Source organism: Kitasatospora sp. NPDC059795, assembly GCF_042732175.1.
Taxonomy (GTDB): domain Bacteria; phylum Actinomycetota; class Actinomycetes; order Streptomycetales; family Streptomycetaceae; genus Kitasatospora.
The window spans coordinates 152090-172971 of record NZ_JBHWID010000015.1; the positions used below are offsets into that span (position 1 = coordinate 152090).

General features: G+C 72.9%; 26 protein-coding genes. 13 read left to right on the forward strand and 13 right to left on the reverse strand.

Going from position 1 to position 20882, the window contains the following annotated elements:
• The first annotated feature begins 47 nt into the window (after positions 1-47).
• Both ACFV4P_RS27640 and ACFV4P_RS27645 read left to right on the forward strand, forming a co-directional pair.
• A complete protein-coding gene (locus ACFV4P_RS27640; protein ID WP_380475536.1) occupies positions 48-614 on the forward strand; it encodes a DJ-1/PfpI family protein in 567 nt (188 codons plus the stop codon).
• A 103-nt stretch (positions 615-717) separates the two neighbouring features.
• Positions 718-1317 (forward strand): TIGR03086 family metal-binding protein, encoded by a 600-nt coding sequence (locus tag ACFV4P_RS27645; RefSeq protein ID WP_380475538.1) that lies wholly within the window; start codon positions 718-720, stop codon positions 1315-1317.
• A 33-nt stretch (positions 1318-1350) separates the two neighbouring features.
• Here ACFV4P_RS27645 and ACFV4P_RS27650 read toward each other — a convergent pair whose 3' ends face one another.
• Positions 1351-1929, reverse strand: coding sequence for a TetR/AcrR family transcriptional regulator (locus tag ACFV4P_RS27650; protein ID WP_380475540.1), 579 nt, complete (start codon positions 1927-1929; stop codon positions 1351-1353).
• Between the two features lie 473 nt (positions 1930-2402).
• Here ACFV4P_RS27650 and ACFV4P_RS27655 point away from each other — a divergent pair, with 473 nt between their 5' ends.
• Positions 2403-3836: an MFS transporter gene (locus ACFV4P_RS27655; protein WP_380475542.1), complete on the forward strand. Its 1434-nt coding sequence runs from the start codon at positions 2403-2405 to the stop codon at positions 3834-3836.
• A gap of 100 nt (positions 3837-3936) precedes the next feature.
• On the opposite strand, the gene ACFV4P_RS27660 is transcribed toward ACFV4P_RS27655, so the two are convergent.
• A complete protein-coding gene (locus ACFV4P_RS27660; RefSeq protein ID WP_380475544.1) occupies positions 3937-4326 on the reverse strand; it encodes an SCO5389 family protein in 390 nt (129 codons plus the stop codon).
• Positions 4327-4528: 202 nt separating this feature from the next.
• Here ACFV4P_RS27660 and ACFV4P_RS27665 point away from each other — a divergent pair, with 202 nt between their 5' ends.
• Complete coding sequence (locus ACFV4P_RS27665; RefSeq protein WP_380475546.1) at positions 4529-4798, forward strand: DUF2630 family protein; 270 nt, start codon at positions 4529-4531, stop codon at positions 4796-4798.
• Between the two features lie 102 nt (positions 4799-4900).
• On the opposite strand, the gene ACFV4P_RS27670 is transcribed toward ACFV4P_RS27665, so the two are convergent.
• The 3 genes from ACFV4P_RS27670 to ACFV4P_RS27680 all read right to left on the reverse strand — a co-directional run bounded on the left by ACFV4P_RS27670 (position 4901) and on the right by ACFV4P_RS27680 (position 6487).
• Positions 4901-5143 (reverse strand): hypothetical protein, encoded by a 243-nt coding sequence (locus ACFV4P_RS27670; RefSeq protein ID WP_380475548.1) that lies wholly within the window; start codon positions 5141-5143, stop codon positions 4901-4903.
• 73 nt (positions 5144-5216) lie between these two features.
• Positions 5217-5810, reverse strand: a complete 594-nt coding sequence (locus tag ACFV4P_RS27675; protein ID WP_380475550.1) for a carbohydrate ABC transporter permease — start codon at positions 5808-5810, stop codon at positions 5217-5219.
• On the reverse strand, positions 5756-6487 hold the full coding sequence (locus tag ACFV4P_RS27680) for a Gfo/Idh/MocA family protein (protein ID WP_380475552.1): 732 nt from the start codon (positions 6485-6487) through the stop codon (positions 5756-5758). The genes ACFV4P_RS27675 and ACFV4P_RS27680 overlap by 55 nt, the downstream gene beginning before the upstream one ends.
• Positions 6488-6935: 448 nt before the next feature.
• On the opposite strand from ACFV4P_RS27680, the gene ACFV4P_RS27685 reads away from it, so the two are divergent.
• Positions 6936-8096, forward strand: coding sequence for an ROK family protein (locus tag ACFV4P_RS27685; RefSeq protein WP_380475554.1), 1161 nt, complete (start codon positions 6936-6938; stop codon positions 8094-8096).
• Between the two features lie 417 nt (positions 8097-8513).
• Here ACFV4P_RS27685 and ACFV4P_RS27690 read toward each other — a convergent pair whose 3' ends face one another.
• Complete coding sequence (locus ACFV4P_RS27690) at positions 8514-8960, reverse strand: MarR family winged helix-turn-helix transcriptional regulator (protein ID WP_380475556.1); 447 nt, start codon at positions 8958-8960, stop codon at positions 8514-8516.
• A gap of 78 nt (positions 8961-9038) precedes the next feature.
• On the opposite strand from ACFV4P_RS27690, the gene ACFV4P_RS27695 reads away from it, so the two are divergent.
• The 3 genes from ACFV4P_RS27695 (at position 9039) to ACFV4P_RS27705 (ending at position 12678) form a co-directional block, all read left to right on the forward strand.
• Positions 9039-10115 carry an ABC transporter substrate-binding protein gene (locus tag ACFV4P_RS27695; protein WP_380475558.1) on the forward strand — a complete coding sequence of 359 codons (1077 nt, stop codon included), beginning with the start codon at positions 9039-9041 and terminating at the stop codon, positions 10113-10115.
• 140 nt (positions 10116-10255) lie between these two features.
• Complete coding sequence (locus ACFV4P_RS27700; protein ID WP_380475560.1) at positions 10256-11662, forward strand: APC family permease; 1407 nt, start codon at positions 10256-10258, stop codon at positions 11660-11662.
• Positions 11659-12678: an acetamidase/formamidase family protein gene (locus ACFV4P_RS27705; RefSeq protein ID WP_073808480.1), complete on the forward strand. Its 1020-nt coding sequence runs from the start codon at positions 11659-11661 to the stop codon at positions 12676-12678. The genes ACFV4P_RS27700 and ACFV4P_RS27705 overlap by 4 nt, the downstream gene beginning before the upstream one ends.
• Positions 12679-12790: 112 nt before the next feature.
• Here the strand turns inward: ACFV4P_RS27705 and ACFV4P_RS27710 are convergent, their stop codons facing one another.
• Positions 12791-13249, reverse strand: a complete 459-nt coding sequence (locus ACFV4P_RS27710; RefSeq protein ID WP_380475678.1) for a MarR family winged helix-turn-helix transcriptional regulator — start codon at positions 13247-13249, stop codon at positions 12791-12793.
• Positions 13250-13483: 234 nt separating this feature from the next.
• On the opposite strand from ACFV4P_RS27710, the gene ACFV4P_RS27715 reads away from it, so the two are divergent.
• A complete protein-coding gene (locus tag ACFV4P_RS27715; RefSeq protein ID WP_380475562.1) occupies positions 13484-13894 on the forward strand; it encodes an organic hydroperoxide resistance protein in 411 nt (136 codons plus the stop codon).
• A gap of 168 nt (positions 13895-14062) precedes the next feature.
• On the opposite strand, the gene ACFV4P_RS27720 is transcribed toward ACFV4P_RS27715, so the two are convergent.
• Positions 14063-14845, reverse strand: coding sequence for an SGNH/GDSL hydrolase family protein (locus tag ACFV4P_RS27720; protein ID WP_380475564.1), 783 nt, complete (start codon positions 14843-14845; stop codon positions 14063-14065).
• Positions 14846-15110: 265 nt separating this feature from the next.
• Between ACFV4P_RS27720 and ACFV4P_RS27725 the strand changes: the two genes are divergently transcribed.
• Complete coding sequence (locus ACFV4P_RS27725) at positions 15111-15242, forward strand: DUF6126 family protein (protein WP_241844252.1); 132 nt, start codon at positions 15111-15113, stop codon at positions 15240-15242.
• 4 nt (positions 15243-15246) lie between these two features.
• On the opposite strand, the gene ACFV4P_RS27730 is transcribed toward ACFV4P_RS27725, so the two are convergent.
• Both ACFV4P_RS27730 and ACFV4P_RS27735 read right to left on the reverse strand, forming a co-directional pair.
• Positions 15247-15573, reverse strand: a complete 327-nt coding sequence (locus ACFV4P_RS27730) for a MazG-like family protein (RefSeq protein ID WP_073808474.1) — start codon at positions 15571-15573, stop codon at positions 15247-15249.
• Positions 15574-15688: 115 nt separating this feature from the next.
• Entirely contained in the window at positions 15689-16051 is a 363-nt protein-coding gene (locus ACFV4P_RS27735; protein ID WP_380475567.1) for a UBP-type zinc finger domain-containing protein, read from the reverse strand.
• Positions 16052-16142: 91 nt separating this feature from the next.
• Between ACFV4P_RS27735 and ACFV4P_RS27740 the strand changes: the two genes are divergently transcribed.
• The 3 genes from ACFV4P_RS27740 (at position 16143) to ACFV4P_RS27750 (ending at position 18213) form a co-directional block, all read left to right on the forward strand.
• The gene (locus ACFV4P_RS27740; protein ID WP_380475569.1) at positions 16143-16265 is read left to right on the forward strand and encodes a hypothetical protein; all 123 of its coding nucleotides are present in this window, start codon (positions 16143-16145) and stop codon (positions 16263-16265) included.
• A 128-nt stretch (positions 16266-16393) separates the two neighbouring features.
• Positions 16394-16969, forward strand: a complete 576-nt coding sequence (locus tag ACFV4P_RS27745) for a TerD family protein (protein WP_073808471.1) — start codon at positions 16394-16396, stop codon at positions 16967-16969.
• A gap of 260 nt (positions 16970-17229) precedes the next feature.
• The gene (locus tag ACFV4P_RS27750; protein WP_073808469.1) at positions 17230-18213 is read left to right on the forward strand and encodes an aldo/keto reductase; all 984 of its coding nucleotides are present in this window, start codon (positions 17230-17232) and stop codon (positions 18211-18213) included.
• 97 nt (positions 18214-18310) lie between these two features.
• Here ACFV4P_RS27750 and ACFV4P_RS27755 read toward each other — a convergent pair whose 3' ends face one another.
• The 3 genes from ACFV4P_RS27755 to ACFV4P_RS27765 form a co-directional block, all read right to left on the reverse strand.
• Positions 18311-18541, reverse strand: a complete 231-nt coding sequence (locus tag ACFV4P_RS27755; RefSeq protein WP_073808468.1) for a DUF6296 family protein — start codon at positions 18539-18541, stop codon at positions 18311-18313.
• Between the two features lie 227 nt (positions 18542-18768).
• Complete coding sequence (locus tag ACFV4P_RS27760; protein WP_380475572.1) at positions 18769-19668, reverse strand: hypothetical protein; 900 nt, start codon at positions 19666-19668, stop codon at positions 18769-18771.
• Positions 19665-20813 carry an SPFH domain-containing protein gene (locus ACFV4P_RS27765; protein WP_380475574.1) on the reverse strand — a complete coding sequence of 383 codons (1149 nt, stop codon included), beginning with the start codon at positions 20811-20813 and terminating at the stop codon, positions 19665-19667. The genes ACFV4P_RS27760 and ACFV4P_RS27765 overlap by 4 nt, the downstream gene beginning before the upstream one ends.
• Positions 20814-20882 lie beyond the last annotated feature (69 nt).

The window sequence follows — 20882 nt, forward strand, 5'->3', positions numbered from 1 at the left end:
GGGGGGTGGGCGGCGCGCGAGGCGCGACGAAGGGACGGGAGCCCCGAATGGCAGCGAAGATCCTGATCATCACCGGCGACGCGGCCGAGTCGCTGGAGGTGTTCTACCCCTACCAGCGCCTGTTGGAGGAGGGCTACGAGGTGCACATCGCCGCGCCCGCCAAGAAGACGCTGCAGTTCGTGGTGCACGACTTCGTCCCCGGCTTCGACACCTACACCGAGAAGGCCGGCTACACCTGGCCCGCCGACCTGGCGTTCGCCGACGTGGACCCGGCGCAGTACGCGGCACTGGTGCTGCCCGGCGGCCGGGCGCCCGAGTACCTGCGCAACGACCCGGAGGTGCAGCGGATCGTCGCGCACTTCGTCGCCGACGACAAGCCGCTCGCGCAGATCTGCCACGGCCCGCTGATCACCCTGCGGACGGGCTCGATGGCCGGGCGCCGCACCGCCGCCTACCCGGCGCTGGAGCCGGACGTGGAGGCCGGCGGCGCGAGCTTCGTGGACGGGGACGCGGTGGTGGACGGCGTCGTGGTCTCCGCCCGCGCCTGGCCGGACCACCCGGGGTGGATGCGGGCGTTCGTGGAGCTGCTGCGGGAGAAGGCGCCCGTCGAGTAGCCCGCCGCTGCGGCGCTGCCGCGCCGGCGCCGGGGCACGGTCGACGGCGTCGTCGCGGGGTGTCGCCTTGCCCGGGAGGCGTGGGCGGGCAAGCGTGGGGCCCATGGCGACACACCTCGACGACCAGGACCTGCTCGCGCTGCACGCCCGGGCCCTGGAGCACTTCGGCCGGCTGGTCCGGGCCGTTCCCGACGACCGCTGGCAGGCCCCGACGCCGTGCACGGACTGGACGGTCCGGCAGCTGGTCGGGCACCTGACGTACGAACAGCTCTGGGTGCCGGACCTGCTGGCCGGCGCGACCGTCGCCGAGGTCGGCGACCGCTACGACGGGGAGCAGCTCGGCGACGACCCGGCGGCGGTCTGGACGGCCGCCGCCGACGCCGCCCGGGCCGCGTTCGGCGAGCCGGGCGCGCTCCGGCGCACCGTCCACCTCTCCTACGGGCGGCGGCGGGCGGCCGGATACGCGCGGGAGATGACGGTGGACGCGATCGTGCACGGCTGGGACCTGGCGATCGGGATCGGCGCGGACGCCCGGATCGACCAGGCGGCCGTGGCCTTCGCGCTCGACGAACTCGGCCCGCAGACGGGCGCGTTGGCGGCCTCGGGCCTGTTCGCGGACGCGGTGCCGGTGCCCGCCGACGCCGATCCGCAGACCCGGCTGCTGGGTCTGGTGGGGCGCGACGCGGCGCACCCGCTCGGCTGAGGGAGCGTCAAGAAGCTTGCGGGAGAGGGGGTTTCAGGGGCGGGAGCGGATGCCGTCCAGGGCGATGGCGAGGACCCGGGTGCGCTGCGCGTCGTCGAGAAAGGCGACGGAGGCGATGCCGGAGACCATCCGGAGCAGGTCGTCCATGTCCATGTCGGTGCGGACGGCGCCGTCCTGCTGGGCGCGTTGCAGCAGGGGGGTGGCGGAGTCGTACATGGACCGGCGGCAGGCGAGGAAGACGGGGGACTCCTCGCCCTGCAGGGCCTCGCGGATGGCGCGCTTGGTCATGGCGTAGTCGACGAAGCGGTGCAGCCAGGTGACCAGGGCGTCCCAGGAGGGCCGGTCGGCGAGGGAGCCGGCCATCCGGCCGAGGTCCTCCACCTCGTTGACGTAGACGGCCTCGAAGAGGTGCCGGCGGGTGGGGAAGTTCCGGTAGAGGGTGCCGATGCCGACGCCGGCGCGGCGGGCGATGTCCTCCAGGGAGGCTTCGGCGCCGTGTTCGGCGAAGGCCTCGCGGGCGGCGATGAGCAGCGCGTCGAAGTTGCGCGCGGCGTCGGCGCGGCGCGGGCGCTGGGCGGCGAGGAACTCGCGGACGGAGATCGGTTCGGACACGGGACCTCGTTTCGACACATCCGGATTGAACCGGAGGCTCACCTCCGCTAATCTGGAGGCGTGCCTCCAGATTAGCACCGGGGCCTCTGCTTCGGCCTGCTGCCCCGGTGGCGACAGGCCACCCGTGTCTTCCTCCGCGCCACCCGCACCGGCACCGCTGCCGGCAATCCGGGTTGACCGTGCCTGCACCACATCCGTCCATCAGGGCTGACGGAGCCTGCCTCACCGTCGTCAATTCGGACTGACGGAACCTGCCTCACTGTCGTCAATTCGGACTGACGGAACCTGCACCACCGTCGTCAATTCGGCTTGACGGAACTTGCACCACCGTCGTCAATTCGGCTTGACCGTACCGGCATTGCTCCTGCGCCGTCCGGATCGCCCGTCTCTCACTGCACCACCGCAGACAGCCAGTTGTGCGCCGCGGCGCGCCCTTGTTCCGTGCGCCGCGACCCGAGTCCCGAGAGGGTTCGATGAAACGCCAGTCCCACCGCCTCACCTTCGGTGTGCTCGCCGCCGGAGCGGGCGTGTTCGCGCTGCTCCAGTCGCTGATCACGCCGGCCCTGCCGATCGTTCAGGAGGCGATGCACACCTCGCAGTCCACCGTCACCTGGGTGATGACCGCCTACCTGCTGTCCGCGTCCGTGTTCACGCCCATCCTCGGCCGGGTCGGCGACCTGATCGGCAAGAAGCGCACCCTGGTGGCCGCCCTGGTCGCGCTGCTGACCGGCTGTCTGGTCGCCGCGCTGGCCCCCAACATCGCGGTGCTGCTGCTCGCCCGGGTGCTGCAGGGCATCGCGGGCGCGCTGTTCCCGCTGTCGTTCGGCATCATCCGCGACGAGTTCCCGCCCGGGCGGGTGGCCACCGGCATCAGCAACATGTCCGCCGTGATCGCCGTCGGCAGCGGCCTCGGCATGGTGCTGGCCGGGCCGATCGTCGGCGCGCTCGACTACCGCTGGCTGTTCTGGCTGCCCGTGATCGTGGTGGCCGCCACCGTGCTGCTCGCCTGGCGTTTCGTCCCCGAGTCGCCGACCCGCAGCGAGGGCGGCGTGGACTGGGTCTCCTCCCTCCTGCTGTCCGGCTGGTTGGTCGCTCTGCTGCTGCCGGTCAGTCAGGCCGCCCAGTGGGGCTGGGGATCGGCCCGGGTGCTCGGCCTGCTCGCCGTCGCCGCGGTGCTGTTCGCGCTCTGGTTGCTCAACGAGGCGCGCTCCCGCAACCCGCTGATCGACCTGCGGGTGATGCGGCTGCCCGCCGTGTGGACCACCAACACCGCGGCCCTGCTGTTCGGTGGCGGCATGTACGCCGTGTGGGCGTTCCTGCCCGGCTTCGTCCAGACCCCGGCGAGCGCGGGCTACGGCTTCGGCTCCACCGTCACCGAGGCCGGCCTGCTGATGCTGCCGATGGTCGGCGCGATGTTCGTCTCCGGCATCCTCGGCGGGCGCCTGGCCGGCCGCTTCGCCGCCAAGGCGCAGCTGGTCACCGGCTCGCTGTTCGCCGCCCTCGCCTGCGCACTGTTCGCCCTCCGGCACGCCACGCCGGCGGACGTCGCCGTCGCGGCCGGCGTGTTCGGGCTCGGCGTCGGCCTGGCGTTCGCCTCGATGAGCAACCTGATCGTGCAGAGCGTCTCGGCCGCGCAGACCGGCGCCGCCACCGGCATGAACGCCAACATCCGCACCATCGGCGGCTCGATGGGCGCGGCGCTGATGACCGGCCTGGTCACCGGGCACCTCCAGCCCTCCGGTCGGCCGCTGGAGTCCGGCTACACCCACGGCTTCGCGCTGCTCGCGGTGTTCTGCCTGGCCGCGGCGCTCGCCGCGCTGCTGGTGCCGACCCGGCGCGGCCGGCCGGTGCCCGCTCCGGTGGAGCCGGCGGCCGACCGGCTGGACAGCGAAGTCACGCTGGGCTGAGGCGAGTCGGACGGCCGTTCAGCCCGGCGTCCGGAGCCCGGCGTCCCGGTGGCTGTGCCGGGGCGGCGGGTGCCGGGCACCGGGCGTTGCCCGGGTGCGGTCAGCAGTCGCGCAACTCCGGCGACTGGTTGAGCAGTTGCGCCCGCGGGGAGGTGAACCTGCGGTAGGCGTCGGTCTGTTCGGCGCCCGGGTGGAAGACCGCCACGCGGTGGCAGTTCTGGAAGGCCAGCTTCACCGAGAAGTGCCGCTCCAGCGCCCCGCGGATCGAGTCGCTGGCCAGCGCGCGCAGCAGCTGGGCCCGTTCGGCGTCCGACGGGGCGACCGTGTTGTCCGCGAACTCGGCGTCGGTGACGGCGAGTTCGGCCGTCAGGTCGTTGACCGTCCGGTACGCGTAGGGCAGCGAGGTGCGGACGGTTTCGAGGAAGTCGGCGTCGGCGACCTCGTCGCGCTCGGCCAGGGCCAAAAGGGAGGGGGAGACGTCCAGCGACATGGGGGTAGGGCCTTTCAGGGAAATGGAAGTCGTTTTCAATAGAGGATCCTGACAACCCCTCGGACGCCCTGTCAATTACGCTCCCTCGTTCGGGGCAACGTGCCGCGCCACGCCGGGCCGCCGCCCCGATCCGCCCGGCCGGCGGCCCGCCTCCCGGCATCCTGGAACGAGGGGGCCGACGGACCGCGAGGAGAGGGACCCGATGGGCGAGCAGGGCAAGGGCGGCGGCACCGACCGCCGCATCCTGGAGCGGATCAGCGACATGGTCGACACGGAACGCAAGCTGCGCGCCGCGCTCGTGGAGGGCCGCATCGACCAGTCCACCGAACGGCGCGAACTCAAGGACCTGGAGGAACAGCTCGACCAGTGCTGGGACCTGCTGCGCCAGCGCCGGGCCCGCACCGACGCCGGCGAGGACCCGGACCAGGCCTCGGTGCGCAGCGTCGAGGAGGTCGAGCGGTACGAGTCCTAGGAGGCCGCGGCCCCGGGCCGGGTGGACGGCAGGGGGCCGTGGGCGGTGGTGAGGCGGTCGAGGCGGCGCAGGTGGGCGGCCAGGCGGGGCGAGCTGCCCGGTTTAGGTGTCGCCGGAGCGGAAGGCGATCGTGTCGCCGGGCTGGAAGGCCTGCTTGCCGACCTGCGCCAGCGACTTCCACGGCGCGTCGGGGGAGGTGCCGCTGTTGGCGTCGCTGCCCGCCGAGGCGGACACGTAGTAGGTGGTGCCCGCGGCGTGCGCGGCCGGGGCCGCGAAGGCGGTGAGCGCCGCGGCGGCCAGGGTCAGCGCGCCCAGGGCGCTCAGGCTTCTCGTGGGTGTGGTCACGTCCTGCCCTCCCCTGAAGTGGGGTTCACGGGGGCCTTGCCCGAGGCCGAGACGAACTCGGCCCAGGGGGCGGCTACTTGGTGGCGCCGAGGGTCATCCCGTCCATGATTCGCCGGCCGCACCAGAAGAACAGCGCGACCATCGGCGCGACCAGGACGGTGACGCCCGCGAACAGGCCGCCCCAGTCGGAGGTGTACTGCAGGGTGCTGCTGAGCTGGTTCAGGGCGGCGGGCAGGGTGAACTTCGCCGGGTCGTGCACCATCACCGACACCAGCAGGAACTCGTTCCACAGGCCGATGGCGTTCAGCACCGTCACGGTCGTCATGCCGGGCCGGGCGACCGGCACCATCACCGTCCAGAAGGTGCGCACCGGGCCGGCCCCGTCCAGGGCCGCCGCCTCCTCCAACTCGGCGGGCAGCGACCGCAAGTAGCCGGTCAGCACGAACACCGTGAACGGCAGCGACATCGCCAGGTCCACCACCACCAACGAGATCCGGTCGTCCCACCAGCCGGTCACCCAGTCCACCATGAACTGGCTGACCGAGGACGCCAGCGTCTGGTACGGGATCAGCACCGCCTGCACCGGCAGCGCCAGACCCGCCGCGAAGTACGTCAGCGTCGGGGCCGCCGAACGGCGGGAGGAACGGGCCAGCAGGCATACACGCAACGCCCGTACGGCCCGGTGCGCAGCGCCGCGCGGACGCCGTCCTCGGTGCGGTCGGCGGTGACCGCGCCCAGCGGCCAGTACTCCTTGTCCGGGTCGCCCAGGCAGCCGAGGTACAGACGGGGCGCCGAGTACGGGCAGGTCGGCTCGACCGGGCAGTCCAGGCAGTTGTCGGTGGCGGCGGCCGGCCGGTTGCGCTCGTTGAAGTGCGCCAGGCCGCCGAACGAGGACACCCGCTCCGGCGGGCGGCCCATCAGGTACAGCAGCCGGTCCACGTCGTGCGAGGACTTGGCCGGCAGCATCGGCGAGGACTCGTCCTCGCGCCGCCAGTTGCCGCGGACGAACGAGTGCGCCTGGTGCCACCAGCCGACCGGCTCCAGGTGTTGGATCGACTCCACCTCGCCGAGCCGACCGGAGTCGATCAGCTCCTTGAGGGTGCGGGTGCAGGTCGTGTAGCGCAGTACGTGGCAGACCGTGAGCAGCACCCCCGCGTCCTCGGCGGCCCGCACGATGCGCAGGCAGTCCTCCTCGGTGGTGGCCATCGGCTTCTCCAGCAGCAGGTGGTAGCCGGCCGCGGCCAGCGCCTCCACCGGCTCGGTGTGCTGGTTGTCCTGGGTGGCCACCACCGCCGCGTCCGCCAGCCGGGGTCGGGCCGCGAGATCGCGACAGTCGGCGAACACCGCGTCCGGCGGGACGTCGTACGCGGCGGCGAACGCCGCCCGGCGCTGCGGGTCCGGCTCGGCGCTGCGGGTCCGGCTCGGCGACCGCGACGATCCTGGCCCGGCCGCCGCGGAGCGCGCTCTGGGCGTAGACCCCGCCGCGCAGCCCCGCCCCGACGAACGCCAGCGTCACCGGCGTCACCGGCACCACCGGCGTCACCTGGTTGTCTGGCACAACACACCACGATTTCCCGGCAGTTGGCGACTCCCGGCCGGACGGTGCACCGGACGTCCAGGCCATGCGAGAAGTGACTTTCCAAGGGTACTTATGTAAGTGACTTGTGGAATCATGGGGATCAAAACCGGCCACCGTCAAGGCTTTGGCGCGGAACGATGTCTGACGGACCGAACGGTCACCGGGCCCCCACGGCCCGGATTCCACCGGCGACTTACGAAAGGCAGGCGATCGATGACCGCAGGACGTGCGACGACTTCGGCAGGCGAGGAGGAACCGGCTCCGGCCATGGTCCGGGTGCCGGTACTGCCGGCCAGCGCGGCGCAGGTGCTCGCCGCCGTGCGGGCGGCGGCCGCGCCCGCCGTCAAGGTCGCCGAGGCCGCGACCGCGACCGGACTGTCCCGGCCCACCGTTGAGGTCGCCCTCGACCGGCTCGCCGCGCTCGGCCTGGTCGGCGAACTCGCCCCCGACCCCGGCGAACGCCGGATGGGACGGCCCGCCCGCAGCTACCGCTTCCGGCCGGGCGCGGGTCACGTCCTCGGGCTCGACATCGGCAAGTACAAGGTGCTCGCCGTCCTCGCCGACCTCGACGGCGACGTGGTGGCCACCCACCGCATCGAGGTCGACCCGGCACTCCCGCGCAAGGGCCGGCTGGCGGCGACCCGCGCCGCGGCGAAGGCGGCGCTCGCGGCCGGGGGCGTCGCCGCCGACCGGCTGTGGGCGGTCACCGCAGGCACCACCGGCATCGTCGACCGCGACGGCCGCATCAAGCTCAGCTCCGCACTCCCCGAATGGACCGGGCTGCACCTCGCCCGCTCCCTCGGGCGGACGTTCGCGTGCTCCGTCCTGGTCGAGAACGACTGCCGGCTCGCCGCCGTCGCCGAACGCTGGCTCGGCGTCGCCCAGGACGTGGACGACGTCGTCTACCTGCTGGCCGGCATGCGGATGGGCGTCGGCGTCCTCAACGGCGGCGTCCTGCAACGCGGCCACAACGGCTCGCTCGGCGAGATCGGCGCGCTGCCCGAGATCGGCTGGAACGCCGCGCCCGGGCACCTCGTCGACAACCCCGACGCGGAATCCTCCGAACAGGCCGTCACCGCGCTCATCGCTGCCGCGAGGGCCGGGGACGGATCGGCCACCGCGCGGATCGGACGCTTCCTCGACGCGATCACGCTCGGCGCGGCGACCGTCGCTCTCGCCTTCGACCCCGAACTCGTCGTCGTCGGCGGCGGATTCTCCCGCGCGGACGACCTCGTCCAGGCCCCCGTGCAGCACGCCCTCGACACCCTCTGCCCGATGCCGCCCCGGGTCGCCTCCTCGGCGCTGGGCGAGGACGCGGTGGCGCTCGGCGCGGTGCGGGTGGCGCTCGACCACGTGGAGGCGCAACTGGCCTGACAGGCAGGCCTTCCGGCGAGGCGGCGGAACTCGCCGGAGGCGGTGGTCGGTCGGCGGGGACCGAGATGGCGCGAGGGCGGTCGGGTGCAACTGGTTGATGGTGGTTGCGGGTTGGCCGGTGTGGGGTGGCTGGGCGTGCGGGCGCGTGGGTGGCGTTGGCGCGCTTGGGGTCAACTGGCCTGAGGTGGCGGCGGGTTGGCCGGATTCGAGCCGGCGCGAGGGCGTTCGGGCGCAGCTGGCGGACGGCGGTGGCGGGTTGGCCGGGGGGTGGATGCCTGGGCGTGCGGGCGGGTGGGTGGCGTTGGCGCGCTTGGGGTCAACTGGCCTGAGGCGGCGGCGGGTTGGTCGGAGTCGAGGCGGTGGGAGCCGGTCGGGTGCAACTGGCGGACGGCGGTGGCGGGTTGGGCGGTGAGGGTCTCAGAGGGTGGCGAGGCGGGTGAGGGGCCCGGTCGGGTCGGGGAGGCCGCAGGCGGTGCGGACGGCGGCGTCGTGGGCGGCGGCGAGGGCGTCGAGGCGCGCCAGGCGGGTGCGGCCCTGACGGGAGAGGTGCGCGGTGATCCGGCGGCGGTCGTGGTCGTCCTGGCGGCGGTACACGAGCCCGGCGTCCGCGAGGGCGTCGACCAGGCGGCTCAGGCTGGCCTGCGGAATCAGCAGCGCCTGCGCCAACTCGCCCATCGCCCGGCCCTCGCCGTCCGCGAGCGCACGCATCACCCGCCACTGGTCGACCGTGCAGTCCTCCTCGGCGAGCGCCGCCGCCAGGCCGGAGGTGAGCCGCCGATGGGCGAGCGCCACGAGCTCCACCAGCAGCGGCGGCGTCCCCGCGGGAACAGCCTCGTGCGCGGCGACCGCACCCTTCGTGGTCATCCGACCCTCCGTTCCGAGGTCTCCCCGAGCCTCGCGGGCTTTCCCGGGGCCGACATCCCGACCATACTCGCACTGGTGATGCTGGATGCCAGGCTGGTCGACCCGCTCGACGCGCTGCACCTCCCCAGGGAGGGCGGCGCGTTCCGCGTGGGCCTCGTCGTGCCGCAGTCCGGCCCGCTCGGCCTGACCGGCCCGTCCGCACTCGACGGCGCGCTGCTCGCCGCGCACGAGATCAACGCCCGCGGCGGCATCCACGACCGCCCCCTCGAACTCGTCCTGGTGGACGGCGGCGGTGCCCCCCACCCGGTGGCCGCCGAAGTCCGCCGCCTGCTCGACGCCGGCGCCCTGGACGCCCTCGCCGGCTGCCACACCAGCGACGTGCACCGCGCCGTCGAAACCGTCGCCGCCGGACGCATCGCCTACATCTACACGCCGCCGCACGAAGGCGGCACCCGCCGCCCCGGCGTGCTCTGCACCGGCGTCGACCCTTCCACCCAACTCGCCCACGCCGTCGCAGATCTGACGGAGGGTCACCACCTGCGACGGTGGGCGTTGATCGGCAACGACTACATCTGGCCGCGCTCCGTCCACCGCGCCGCCGCCACCCTCGCCGACCGTGCCGGAGCCCGGATCGTGCTGGAGCGCCGCATCCCGTTCGGCACCGTCGAACCGGGCGTCGAAGCGCTCCTCGACGCGCTGCGCGCCGCCCGTGCCGACGCCGTGCTCCTCAGCCTGATCGGCCGCGACCTGGTGCACTTCAACCGGGCCCTGCGGCGCAGCGGACTCGACCGCCGACTGGTGCGCCTGTCGGGGGCGTTGGAGGAGAACGGCCTGCTCGCGCTCGGCGGCGACGACACCGGGGCGCTGTACGCGGCGATGCCGTCCTTCGCCACCCTGGCCGAGGAGCCCCGGCAGTCGCTCGGCGAACGGCACCGCGCGCTGTGCGGCCCCTGGGCGCCCGTCCTGGACGCGTACGCCGTCGGCCTGTACGAGGGACTCCAACTGCTCGCGGCGCTCGCCGAGCGTCACGCCCTGGAGCCGCACGGCCTGACCCGAGCCGCCGGTCGGCTGCTGCGCGGTGGGCGGCGCACCGTGCACCTGGCCCGGGCGGAGGGCCTCGGGTTCGCCGTCCTGCCGCCGCTCGGTCCTCGCTGACCTGCGGGTACCGCCGAGCGCGTGCTTTCTCAGTCGGTGGAATGCCGCCACTGAACCCTTCCATATGGAAATACTTGGCTCTACAGTCTCCCCCACGCATCCCCCACACATCAGCAGGGTCGTCACGGAGAGAGAGCACCATGACCGACACACCCGCGCCCCAGAACATCGAGAACTTCGGCTACCAACAGGAGCTCCGCCGGTCCCTGACCTTCACCGACCTGCTCGTCTACGGGCTGGTCTTCATGGTGCCGATCGCCCCCTTCGGCATCTTCGGCGGCGTCTTCCAGGGCTCCGGCGGCATGGTCGCCCTCGCCTACGTGCTCGGCATGGTGGCGATGATGTTCACCGCCCTCTCCTACGCCCAGATGAGCCGCGCCTTCCCGATGGCCGGGTCGGTGTACACGTACGCGGGACGCGGCATCGGCGCGCCGGTCGGCTTCCTGTCCGGCTGGATGATCCTGCTGGACTACGTCCTGGTGCCCGGTCTGCTCTACCTGATCGCCGGCGTCGCGATGAACTCGCTGGTGCCGTCCGTCCCCGTCTGGCTGTGGCTGATCGGCTTCGTGCTGCTCAACACCGTCGTCAACTACCTGGGCATCGAGACCACCGCCAAGGTCAACAAGGCCGTGCTGATCGGCGAACTCGTCGTCCTGGCGCTGTTCCTGGTGGTCGGCGTGATCGCGCTCGCGAACGGCAAGGGCCGCGGCTTCGACTTCACCCCGCTGTACGACTCGCACACCTTCTCGTGGAGCCTGGCCTTCGGCGCCGTCTCCATCGCGGTGCTCAGCTTCCTCGGCTTCGACGGCATCTCCACCCTCTCGGAGGAGAACCGCGACTCCACCAAGGCGATCGGCCGGTCGATGGTGGCCGCGCTGCTGCTCGCCGGCACCCTGTTCATCGTGCAGACCTGGGTGGCGTCGCTGCTGGTCGCCGACCCGGCCGCGCTGATCCGCGACGGCGACCCCGACGGCACCGCCTTCTACGACACCGCCCGCACCGCCGGCGGCGCCTGGCTGGCCACCCTGACCGCCGCGTCCACTGCCGTCGCCTGGGGCTTCGCCAACTCGCTGGTCGCCCAGGCCGCCACCTCGCGCCTGCTGTTCGCGATGGCCCGCGACCGCCAGCTGCCCCGCTTCCTCGCCAAGATCCACCCCACCCGCCGGGTGCCCGTCAACGCCACCCTGCTGACCGCCGGCATCTCGCTGGTCCTCGGCCTGTACATGGCCTCGCGCACCGACGGGATCACCCTGCTCAGCACCCTGGTCAACTTCGGCGCGCTGACCACCTTCCTGGTGCTGCACGTCGCCGTCGTCGTCCACTACCTGATCCGCAACCGCAGCAAGGACTACTGGCGCCACCTGATCGCGCCGCTGCTCGGCTTCGCGATCCTCGGCTACGTGGTCGTGAACGCCAACATCGCGGCCCAACGGCTGGGCTTCGTCTGGCTGTTGATCGGCGGGATCGTGCTCGCCGGCCTGATGCTGACCGGCCGCAAGCCGCGACTGGCCGTCACCGACACCACCCCCGAGGAGACCGACAAGTGACCCTGCCCGAGATCGTCCAGCTGTCCCCCGCGCCGGAGGACTGGGCCTACACCTTCGGCGGACGCGCCCCGCTGACGACCGTCCAGCCCGGCAGCATCGTCGAGTTGACCACCGAGGACTGCTTCGGCGGCAAGGTGCGCGGCACCGGCGACCTGCCCAGCCAGGTCTGCGTCTTCCCGTACCTCAACCCCGTCACCGGCCCGATCGCCGTCGCCGGCGCCGAGCCCGGGGACGTCCTCGCGGTGCACTTCGTCGAGATCACCCCCGCCCGCGACCACGGCATCTCCAGCACCTTCCCGCACTTCGGCGCGTTGACCGCCACCCACCAGACCGCGATGCTGCACCCCGCGCTGGAGGAACGCGTCTGGATCTACGACCTGGACGTCGCCGCGGGCCTGTGCCACTTCCGGGCCCGCACCGGCGACTTCACCGTCGCGCTGCCGCTGGACCCGATGCACGGCACCGTCGGCGTCGCCCCCGCCGCCGGCGAGGTGCTCGCCTCGATCACACCCGGCGCGCACGGCGGCAACCTGGACACCCCCGAGATGCGGGCCGGCACCACCGCCTACTTCGGAGTCAACGTCGACGGCGGCCTGCTGGCCATCGGCGACGGCCACGCCCGCCAGGGCGAGGGCGAGGTCTGCGGCACCGCCGTCGAGGCGGCCATGCGCACCACCGTGATCGTCGACCTGATCAAGGGCGGCGGACCGGCCTGGCCCCGGCTGGAGAACGACGACTACCTGATCAGCACCGGCTCCGCCCGCCCGCTGGAGGACGCGTTCCGGATCAGTCAGCACGACCTGGTCGGCTGGACCGGCGAACTCCTCGGCCTGGACCAGCTCGACGCGTACCAGCTGGTCAGCCAGGCCGGGCTGGCACCCGCCGCGAACGTCTGCGACACCAACTACACGATGGTCGCCAAGCTGCCGAAGTCCGTCCTCGGGCGGGCGCGCGCGTACGACGGCCTGCACGAGCGGCTGCGCGCGACGGCGGCGGCGTACCTGCGGCACCGGTGATCCGGTGATCCGCTGATCCTCGCGGCGGCCGGGGCCTGGCGTCTTCTGCGTCGTCCAGGCCCGGCCGCCGCGTCGCTCAGGCCCCGGCTGTTGTGCTGTTCGGTCCCCGTGTTCAGGCCCCGGCCGCGTCGAGGTTGGCGGTGAGCCGGGTGAGGAGTTCGCGCAGGGTGCGCAGGTCGGAGAGCGGGAGTCCGGCCGCGGCGCCGATGTGTCGGGGGACGGCGCGGGCGGGCTCGCGCAGGTCGCGGCCGGCCTCGGTGAGCGAGACGATCACCGAGCGCTCGTCCTGCACGCTGCGCTCGCGCGTCACCAGCCCCGTCGCCTCCAGCCGCTTGAGCAGCGGGGAGAGGGTGCCGGAGTCCAGGCGCAGGCGCTCGCCGAGCTGCTTGACGGGGAGCTCGCCGTGCTCCCAGAGCAGCAGCATCACCAGGTACTGGGGATACGTCAGGCCGAGGTCCTTCAACGCCGTCCGGTAGATGCTGCCGAACGCGCGCGAGGCGGCGTTCAGCGAGAAGCAGAGCTGCTGGTCGAGCAGGAGCATGTCGGAGCCCGCAGCCGCCAGGTCGTCCATCGTCGCGTCAACCCCGGCGGGCTCCGCCGGGGTTCGGTTCTGCTCGTGCCTGGTCATGGTCCAAGGGTAGCAAGCAGGCCGATCGCGGCCGATTTAGTTGTGTGCAATTGAATTGGGTGCTTTACTTCTGGAGCAGGGCAGGCCGGAGACGGCGCCGGCGGACCACACCGCCGGCGCGCCGGTCCGCCGGTCCGCCAACAGGACTTCTGGAATCAGGACGACAGGGAGCTCGCCATGGAACCGCTCTACACCGCAGTTGCCACCTCGAACGGCCGCGACGGACGCTCCGTCAGCTCGGACGGCAAGCTCGACCTCAAGCTGTCCCTGCCGCCGGCGCTGGGCGGCGACGGCGTGGGCACCAACCCCGAGCAGCTGTTCGCGGCCGGCTACGCGGCCTGCTTCTCCGGCGCGCTCGGCCTGGTCGCCCGCCAGGCGAAGATCGACGTGTCGGACGTCTCGGTGACCGCCGAGGTCACCATCGGCAAGGACGAGACCAGCTTCGCCCTCGCGGTCGTCATCCGGGTGGAGCTGCCGGACGCGCTGGCCGGCGAGACCGGTGAGCAGCTGGTCGAGCAGGCCCACCAGGTCTGCCCGTACTCGAAGGCGATCAGCGGGAACGTTCCGGTGGAGCTGATCGTCGAGTAGGGCGAGGCAGGGGTCTCACCTGGGGTCTGCGGGCCGCATCCGCGTGGGGGCGGAGCGGCCCGCAGTGGTGTCCGGACACGTTCCGGGCGCGCTTGCGTCTCGGGCGCGTGTGCGTTTCGGGCGCGTTTGCGTCTCGGACGGGGATGCCGATCGGCGCGGGGCTGTCGGTCAGAGCGGGAGCAGCTCCGGGCGCTTCGCCTCGACGTGGTCGCCCGACGATTCGCCGCGCAGCCGGCGGCCGACCCACGGCAGCAGGAAGGTGCGCGCCCACTGGAGGTTCTCCCGGCGCTGCTCGGCCGGGGTGGTGACCGGCGCGGGCGGCCAGGCGGCCTCGGGGTCGTCGAGCTCGGCCAGGCCGAGGGCCCGCCCCGCGAGCAGCGCCACCCGCTGGTGGCCCTCCGGCGACAGGTGCAGCCGGTCGTCCGACCAGGCGCGCCGGTCGTGCACCGCGCGCAGCGACCACAGGTCCGCGACGGCGAGCCCGTTGCGGTCGGCGATCGCCCACAGGTGCGAGTTGTAGGTCGCGACCTTGCCGCGCAGGTGGCGCAGCACCGGCACGTTGCGGGTGTCGAAGCCGGTGCAGATCAGCACCTGGCCGGCGTGCTCGCGCAGCTCCAGGACGGCCGCCTCGAAGTGCTCGGCGATCAGGTCCGGGTCGCTGCCCGGTCGCAGGATGTCGTTGCCGCCGGCGCACAACGTGACCAGTTCGGGTTGGAGTTGGCGGACCTTCGGGACCTGCTCGGTGACGATCTGGTCCAGCAGGCGGCCGCGCACGGCCAGGTTGGCGTACCGGAAGTCGGACCCGGGCCGGCGCTCGGCCAGTATCCCGGCGAGCCGGTCGGCCCACCCGGCGAACTGTCCGTCCGGGCCGGGGTCGTTCAGGCCCTCGGTGAAACTGTCACCGAGTGCGGCGTACGAAGTGAGGTCGGGGGTCTCCTGGTAGTCGGCCATGGAGGAGATAGTTCACCTTGTGAAGTGACCTACGCCACCGTAGGTGCCCCCAAGCGCCCCGTGATCTCCGCCACGGGCCCGTGCCGGGCTACCCTTCATGGGTTGCCGGACAGGTCGCGAACGGCAGACCGGCAGGGCGGCAGGACGACAGACCGGCAGGGCGGCAGGACGACAGACCGGCAGGGCGACAGGACGACAGACCGGCAGGGCGACAGGACGACAGACCGGCAGGGCGACAGGACGACGGGGCGACAGGAGGACCGGTATGAGCAGCGACGCCGTGCGCGAGGAGAAGGCGCGCCGCAAGCAGATGATGATCCGCGCGCTGATCTACATCGTGGGCACCCACCTGTTCGCCGGCTTCGTCGGCCTGCTGTTCGTCGTCGGGCACCGCTGAGGTCCTACCTCGAAGCCTCCGGCAGGGCGCGCGCCGCGACCTTGGCCAGGTGCGCGTCGAACGCGGCGGCCGGATCCGGATGCACCCGGTACAGCGCGACCATCGCGGTGATCACCACGTCGCACAGCTCGCCCGCGACGTCGTCCCAGGTGTGCGAGAAGCCCTTGCGCGGGTTCTGACCGAGCGCGCCGATCACCGCCTCGGCCACCTCGCCGGCCTCCTCGCTGATCTTCAGACACTGCAACACCCGTTGCATCTCCGGGGGTTGACTGCTGCCCTCGGCCAGCCACGCCGCCAGCCGCCGCACCGTCTCCCACTGCTGCGCGTCCACGTTCCCGCCCCTTCCGCGTCTGCTGCCGACCGGCACCACAACCGACCGTACCCGGCACGGGTGGTGGGCCGGGTACGGTCGGTCGCTGCAGCTGTTCTCTGCGGGGTGGTGCGTGTCAGCGCAGGCGCTGCTGCCAGTCGATCGGGACGTGGCCGGCCGGCCCGGGAGTGGGCTGGGTGACCGGGTGCGCGGACGGGCCGACCAGCGGCGGGCCCTCGTAGAACTGCTCGGTCTCGGTGTTCCAGAACCAGTCCTCACCCGGTTCGAAACTGGTCAGGAACGGGTGGCCGGCCGAGCGGGCGTGCGCGCTGGCGTGCTGGGACGGCGAGGAGTCGCAGCATCCGATGTGTCCGCACGCCGCACACCGGCGCAGATGGAACCACCAGCCCTGGCCCTCACCGGCCAGGCACTCCACGCAGCCGTCGCCACTGGGCGGCACCGCCGGGTCGATACCGGGGATCGTCGTGTCTTCGCTCATCTCGGGCACCTCCGTCGGAAAGGGTATGCCCGGGGTGCCGGCCGACGCCGGAACGCGGCCCCGGCGCGGCGCGGCCGGGCCGAGAGCCCACGTGACCGGGGCAGGGCGGGCCGGGGTGATCGGGGTGGGGCGGGCCGGGGTGACCGGGCCGGGCCGGGCCGGGGTGATCGGGGTGATCGGGGTGATCGGGGTGATCGGGGTGGACCGGGTGTGACGGGCGGATTCCGTCCGGATCTACAGTGCTGTAGATTCAATCCGGGGCCCGGGCCTGCGGAAGCGGCCGGGGGCCGGCCGCCGGGCCGAACTGCCGGGCCCGGCACGGGGATACCACAGGAGGGCAACATGGGAGTCTCGCTCGCCAAGGGCGGAAACGTCTCGCTGACGAAGGAGGCCCCGGGGCTCACCGCCGTCATCGTCGGCCTCGGCTGGGACGTTCGGGCCACCACGGGCGCCGACTTCGACCTCGACGCCAGCGCGCTGCTGTGCAACGAGGCCGGCCGGGTCCTCAGCGACCAGCACTTCGTCTTCTACAACAACCTGCGCAGCCCCGAGGGTTCGGTCGAACACAGCGGCGACAACCTCACCGGTGGCGGCGACGGCGACGACGAGCAGATCAAGGTCGACCTGTCGGCCGTTCCGCCGCAGGTCGCCAAGGTCGTCTTCCCGGTGTCGATCTACGACGCCGAGCAGCGCCGCCAGAGCTTCGGCCAGGTCCGCAACGCCTTCATCCGGGTCGTCAACGAGGCCGACGGCAGCGAGGTCGCCCGCTACGACCTGTCCGAGGACGCGTCCACCGAGACCGCCATGGTCTTCGGCGAGCTCTACCGCTACGGCGCCGAGTGGAAGTTCCGCGCCATCGGCCAGGGCTACGCCTCCGGCCTGCGCGGCATCGCGCTGGACTACGGCGTCAACGTCTGACGTTCGCCTGTCCGTTCGCCCGGGCGCTCCGTTCGCATCGGCGGGCGGGCGAGTGGGCCGGCTGCGCGGCCGTGCCGCAGGTCGGTTTCGGGTCAGTTGCAGGGCAGGGGCCGGATCCCCGGGATCCGGCCCCTGCTGTGTTTTCCGCCGCCCGTCATGCGGGTGCGCCAGGGCCGGGCCGGGGCGGAGCCGGGGCCGGGGTGCCGGGTGGGGGAGTGTCGGGGGTTGGGCCGCGGCGGGCGGTGTGGCAGGCTCGGCGCATGGAACAGCGTGTACTTGGCCGGACCGGGCGTCCGGTGTCGGTGGTGGGTCTCGGGACGTGGCAGCTGGGCGCCGACTGGGGCGTCGTGCTGGAGGACGACGCACTGGCGGTGCTGGACGCGGCCGCCGACGCCGGGGTGACGTTCTTCGACACCGCCGACGTCTACGGGGACGGCCGTAGCGAGCAGTTGATCGGCCGTTTCCTGAAGTCCCGCCAGAACGAAGGCCTGACGGTCGCCACCAAGCTCGGGCGCCGACTGCCGCAGTTGCCGGAGAACTACACCCTCGCCAACTTCCGCGAGTGGACCGACCGTTCGCGCCGCAACCTGGGTGTGGACCGGCTTGATCTGGTGCAGCTGCACTGCCCGCCCACTCCGGTGTACTCCAGCGACGAGGTGTTCGACGCGCTCGACACCCTGGTCGAGGAGGGCCGTACCGCCGCGTACGGCGTCAGCGTGGAGACCTGCGCCGAGGCGCTGACCGCGATCGCCCGGCCCGGCGTCGCCAGCGTCCAGATCATCCTCAACCCGTTCCGGCTGAAGCCGCTGGACGAGGTGCTGCCCGCCGCCGAGAAGGCCGGCGTCGGCATCATCGCCCGCGTGCCGCTGGCGTCCGGCCTGCTGTCCGGCAAGTACACCAAGGACACCCTGTTCGGCACGGACGACCACCGCACCTACAACCGGGACGGCTCCGCCTTCGACCAGGGCGAGACCTTCTCCGGCGTCGACTTCGAGACCGGCATCGAGGCCGCCGACGAATTCGCCCGCCTCGCCCCGCCCGGCGCCACCTCCGCGCAGACCGCGCTGCGCTGGATCGTCCAGCAGCCCGGCGTCACCACCGTCATCCCCGGGGCCCGCAACCCCGAGCAGGCCCGGGCCAACGCCGAGACGGCCGCGCTGTCGCCGCTGCCGCCGCAGACCCTCGCCGCCGTGCGGGACCTGTACGACCGGAAGCTGCGGGCGCAGGTTCACCCGCGCTGGTGACGCGGCTTGCGGGTGCGATTGACAGGGCGTAGCGGGAAAGCGCTTACCGGAGGCAGTCGGTAAGCGCTTTCCCGTTGGTGGAGGGGAACGCCCGGGGTCAGGGCAGCGGCTCGGCGTGCATCGGCGTTCGGGGCGTCTGGTGGCCGCCGCTGGCCATCATCCGGACCTCGCCGGCGTCACTGATCTCGGCCTGCACGATGCCGGACGCATCCGCGTACACCGGGTGCCCGCCGGGGCCCCGGGTGCCGGTCGCCTCGACCACCACCACGTCCTGCTTCGCGTGGCCCCCGGTCTCGCCGGGGAAGGTGAGAGCGAATCGTCGGGCCATGGCAGGACCTCCTTCCCGTCGTTCTTTCCATCCTAGGCAGCGCCCCGCCGACGGTCGCTCCCGGACGGCGGGCGCGGCGGCGCCGGTGCCGTGCCGGCGGTGGTGGTGGCGGTGCCATGCCGGCGGTGGCGCGCTGCGTGGTGCGGTGGCGCGCTGCGTGGTGGGGGTGGGCCGGCCGGGCGCTGTGGGCGGAGGCGTTGGGCGGGCCGGGCTCCGCGGGCGGGGGTTCAGGTCAGCAGGTGGAGGCGTTGCGCGGCCGGGCCGACCCGGACGGTCTGGCCCCAGGTGAGGTACAGCGCGTCGGACTCGATGCCGTCGCCGAACGCCACCAGCCGCTCCGACTCCACCGTGAGGGCGAGTTGCTGCTCGGCATCCAGCAGGCCCTCGACCCGGGAGGTGCCGGTGACCGGCGACGGCCACGCCTCGCGGACGAACCAGGACAGCTGCGCCGCCGTCGGCCCGGGCAGCGGCAGCCGGCTCGACCGCTCCAGCCACGCCGAACGGCACCACCCCGTCGCGCCGGTGCCGGTGCCGACCAGCACCCCCGAGGACGCCTGCGACTCCGCCGCGCCGCCGGGCGCGGACAGCCGGTAGCGGGCGGTCTGGTGACCGGCCTGCCCGAAGTAGATCTCGTTCAGCGCCAGCAGCCGCTGGGTGTCGTCCGCCACCGCCTCCACCATGGTGCGCGCCTCCAACCTCCCCTCCGTGCCCGGCCCGACGGCAGCCCGCAGCAACTGCCCGGCCCGGCCCGGGCGGTGGCGCACCAGCACGCCCGGGTTGCGGCCCGGTTCCGCGTCGATGCCGATCACCGGCTGTCCCGACAGGTACTTGGCGGTGTTGGCGACCAGCCCGTCCTGGCCGACCACCACCACCAGGTCCTCCGGTCCGAACAGGAACCGGTCCAGGTCCGCCCGTTCCACCCGGGTCTGCCGCCAGTCCAGCGGCACCGCCGCCGACACCTCCGCCAGCGCGGCCCGCGCGAGGTCGTGCCGCTGCTCCGCCTCGTCGAGCGAACGGCCGCGGCCGGCGAGGAAGAACTCCGCCTGGCCGTGCGTGCCGTGGTGCGCGATCAACTCCTGGTACTCGGTGCGGCGGTGGACCAGCACCACGCGCGGCGCGAGACTCATCGGACCGGCCGATCCGCGCTGCCCGTCGGGGCGGTGGACGGCGTGGCGGACCGCGAGGTGGACGGCGTGGCGGACCGCGAGGTGGACGGCGCGATGGAGGGTGGGGCGGGCGGTGTGGTCGGCGTGGACAGGCGGGTGAGCAGGCCGGTCAGGACGTCCGGGGTGAGGGTGATGCTGTCGATCCGGGGCAGGTGCTCGGCCAGCCGGATCAGGGCCAGCGCCTGCAGGACCTCCGGTCCGGCCTGCTGGTGCGCCGTCAGCCACGCCGCCTCGGCGGCGGCCTTCGCCTCGCCCAACGACCGTGCCGCCTCGGCCTGTTGTACGGCCAGGGTGCCTGCTGCCTCGGCCTCCGCGACCGCCAGCCGGGTGCGGCGGGCCGCCTCGGCGTCGGTGCGGATCGCGTCCGAGGCCGCCTTCTGTTCCGCCTCGCGACGCGCGTTCGCGCCCTGCTGGGTCACCAACTCCTCTTCGCGGCGTGCCAGTTCGATCCGGCTGGCGAGTTCGTTCTCGGCGATGGTGCGCTCCCGCTCGACCGCGACCGCGCGACGCTCGTAGGTGGCCCGGTCCGCCTCCTGCTGCACCTGCTCGCGGGCGGGGGTGCGCAGCGCCCGCTCCATCTCGGCCTCGGGCCGGACGGCGGTGACGCGGACCGCCAGCACCGTCAGCCCGATCTCGCCCAGCCGGGGTTCGCCGGCCAGCCCCTCGGCGATCCGTTCGCGGACCGCCGCCACACCGTCAACCAGGGTGTTTGCCAGGGGGGTTCGGGCGATCAGCTGGAGGGCGTGCTGCTGGGCGGTCTCGGTGAGCAGGGTGGCGAGCTGGGCGAGCGGTTCGGCCCGCCACGCGCCGGTGTCGGGGTCGATGCCGAAGTCCAGGCGGGTGGCGGCGACCGTCGGGTCGCTGATCCGATAGGTGACGGTGGCCTGGACCGCGAGGTCCTGGAAGTCGGCCGTACGGGCGTGGAACATCATCGCCAACTCGCGGTCGTCCGCCGGTACTTCGGATATCGCGGCGGTGAGCGGCCGGAACCAGAAGGCGAGCCCGGTGCCCTCGTGGGCGACCTGCCCGCCCCGCAGGTGGCGGATGTGGCTGGTGGGGGCGGAACGCAGGTGGCGGAAGCCGAAGCGGCGGGTGATGTCGGCCATGGCGTCGTGACCGTCCTCTCTTTTCGTCTTGATGACGATAAGGCGAGACAGTCATTGTCGTCAATACGA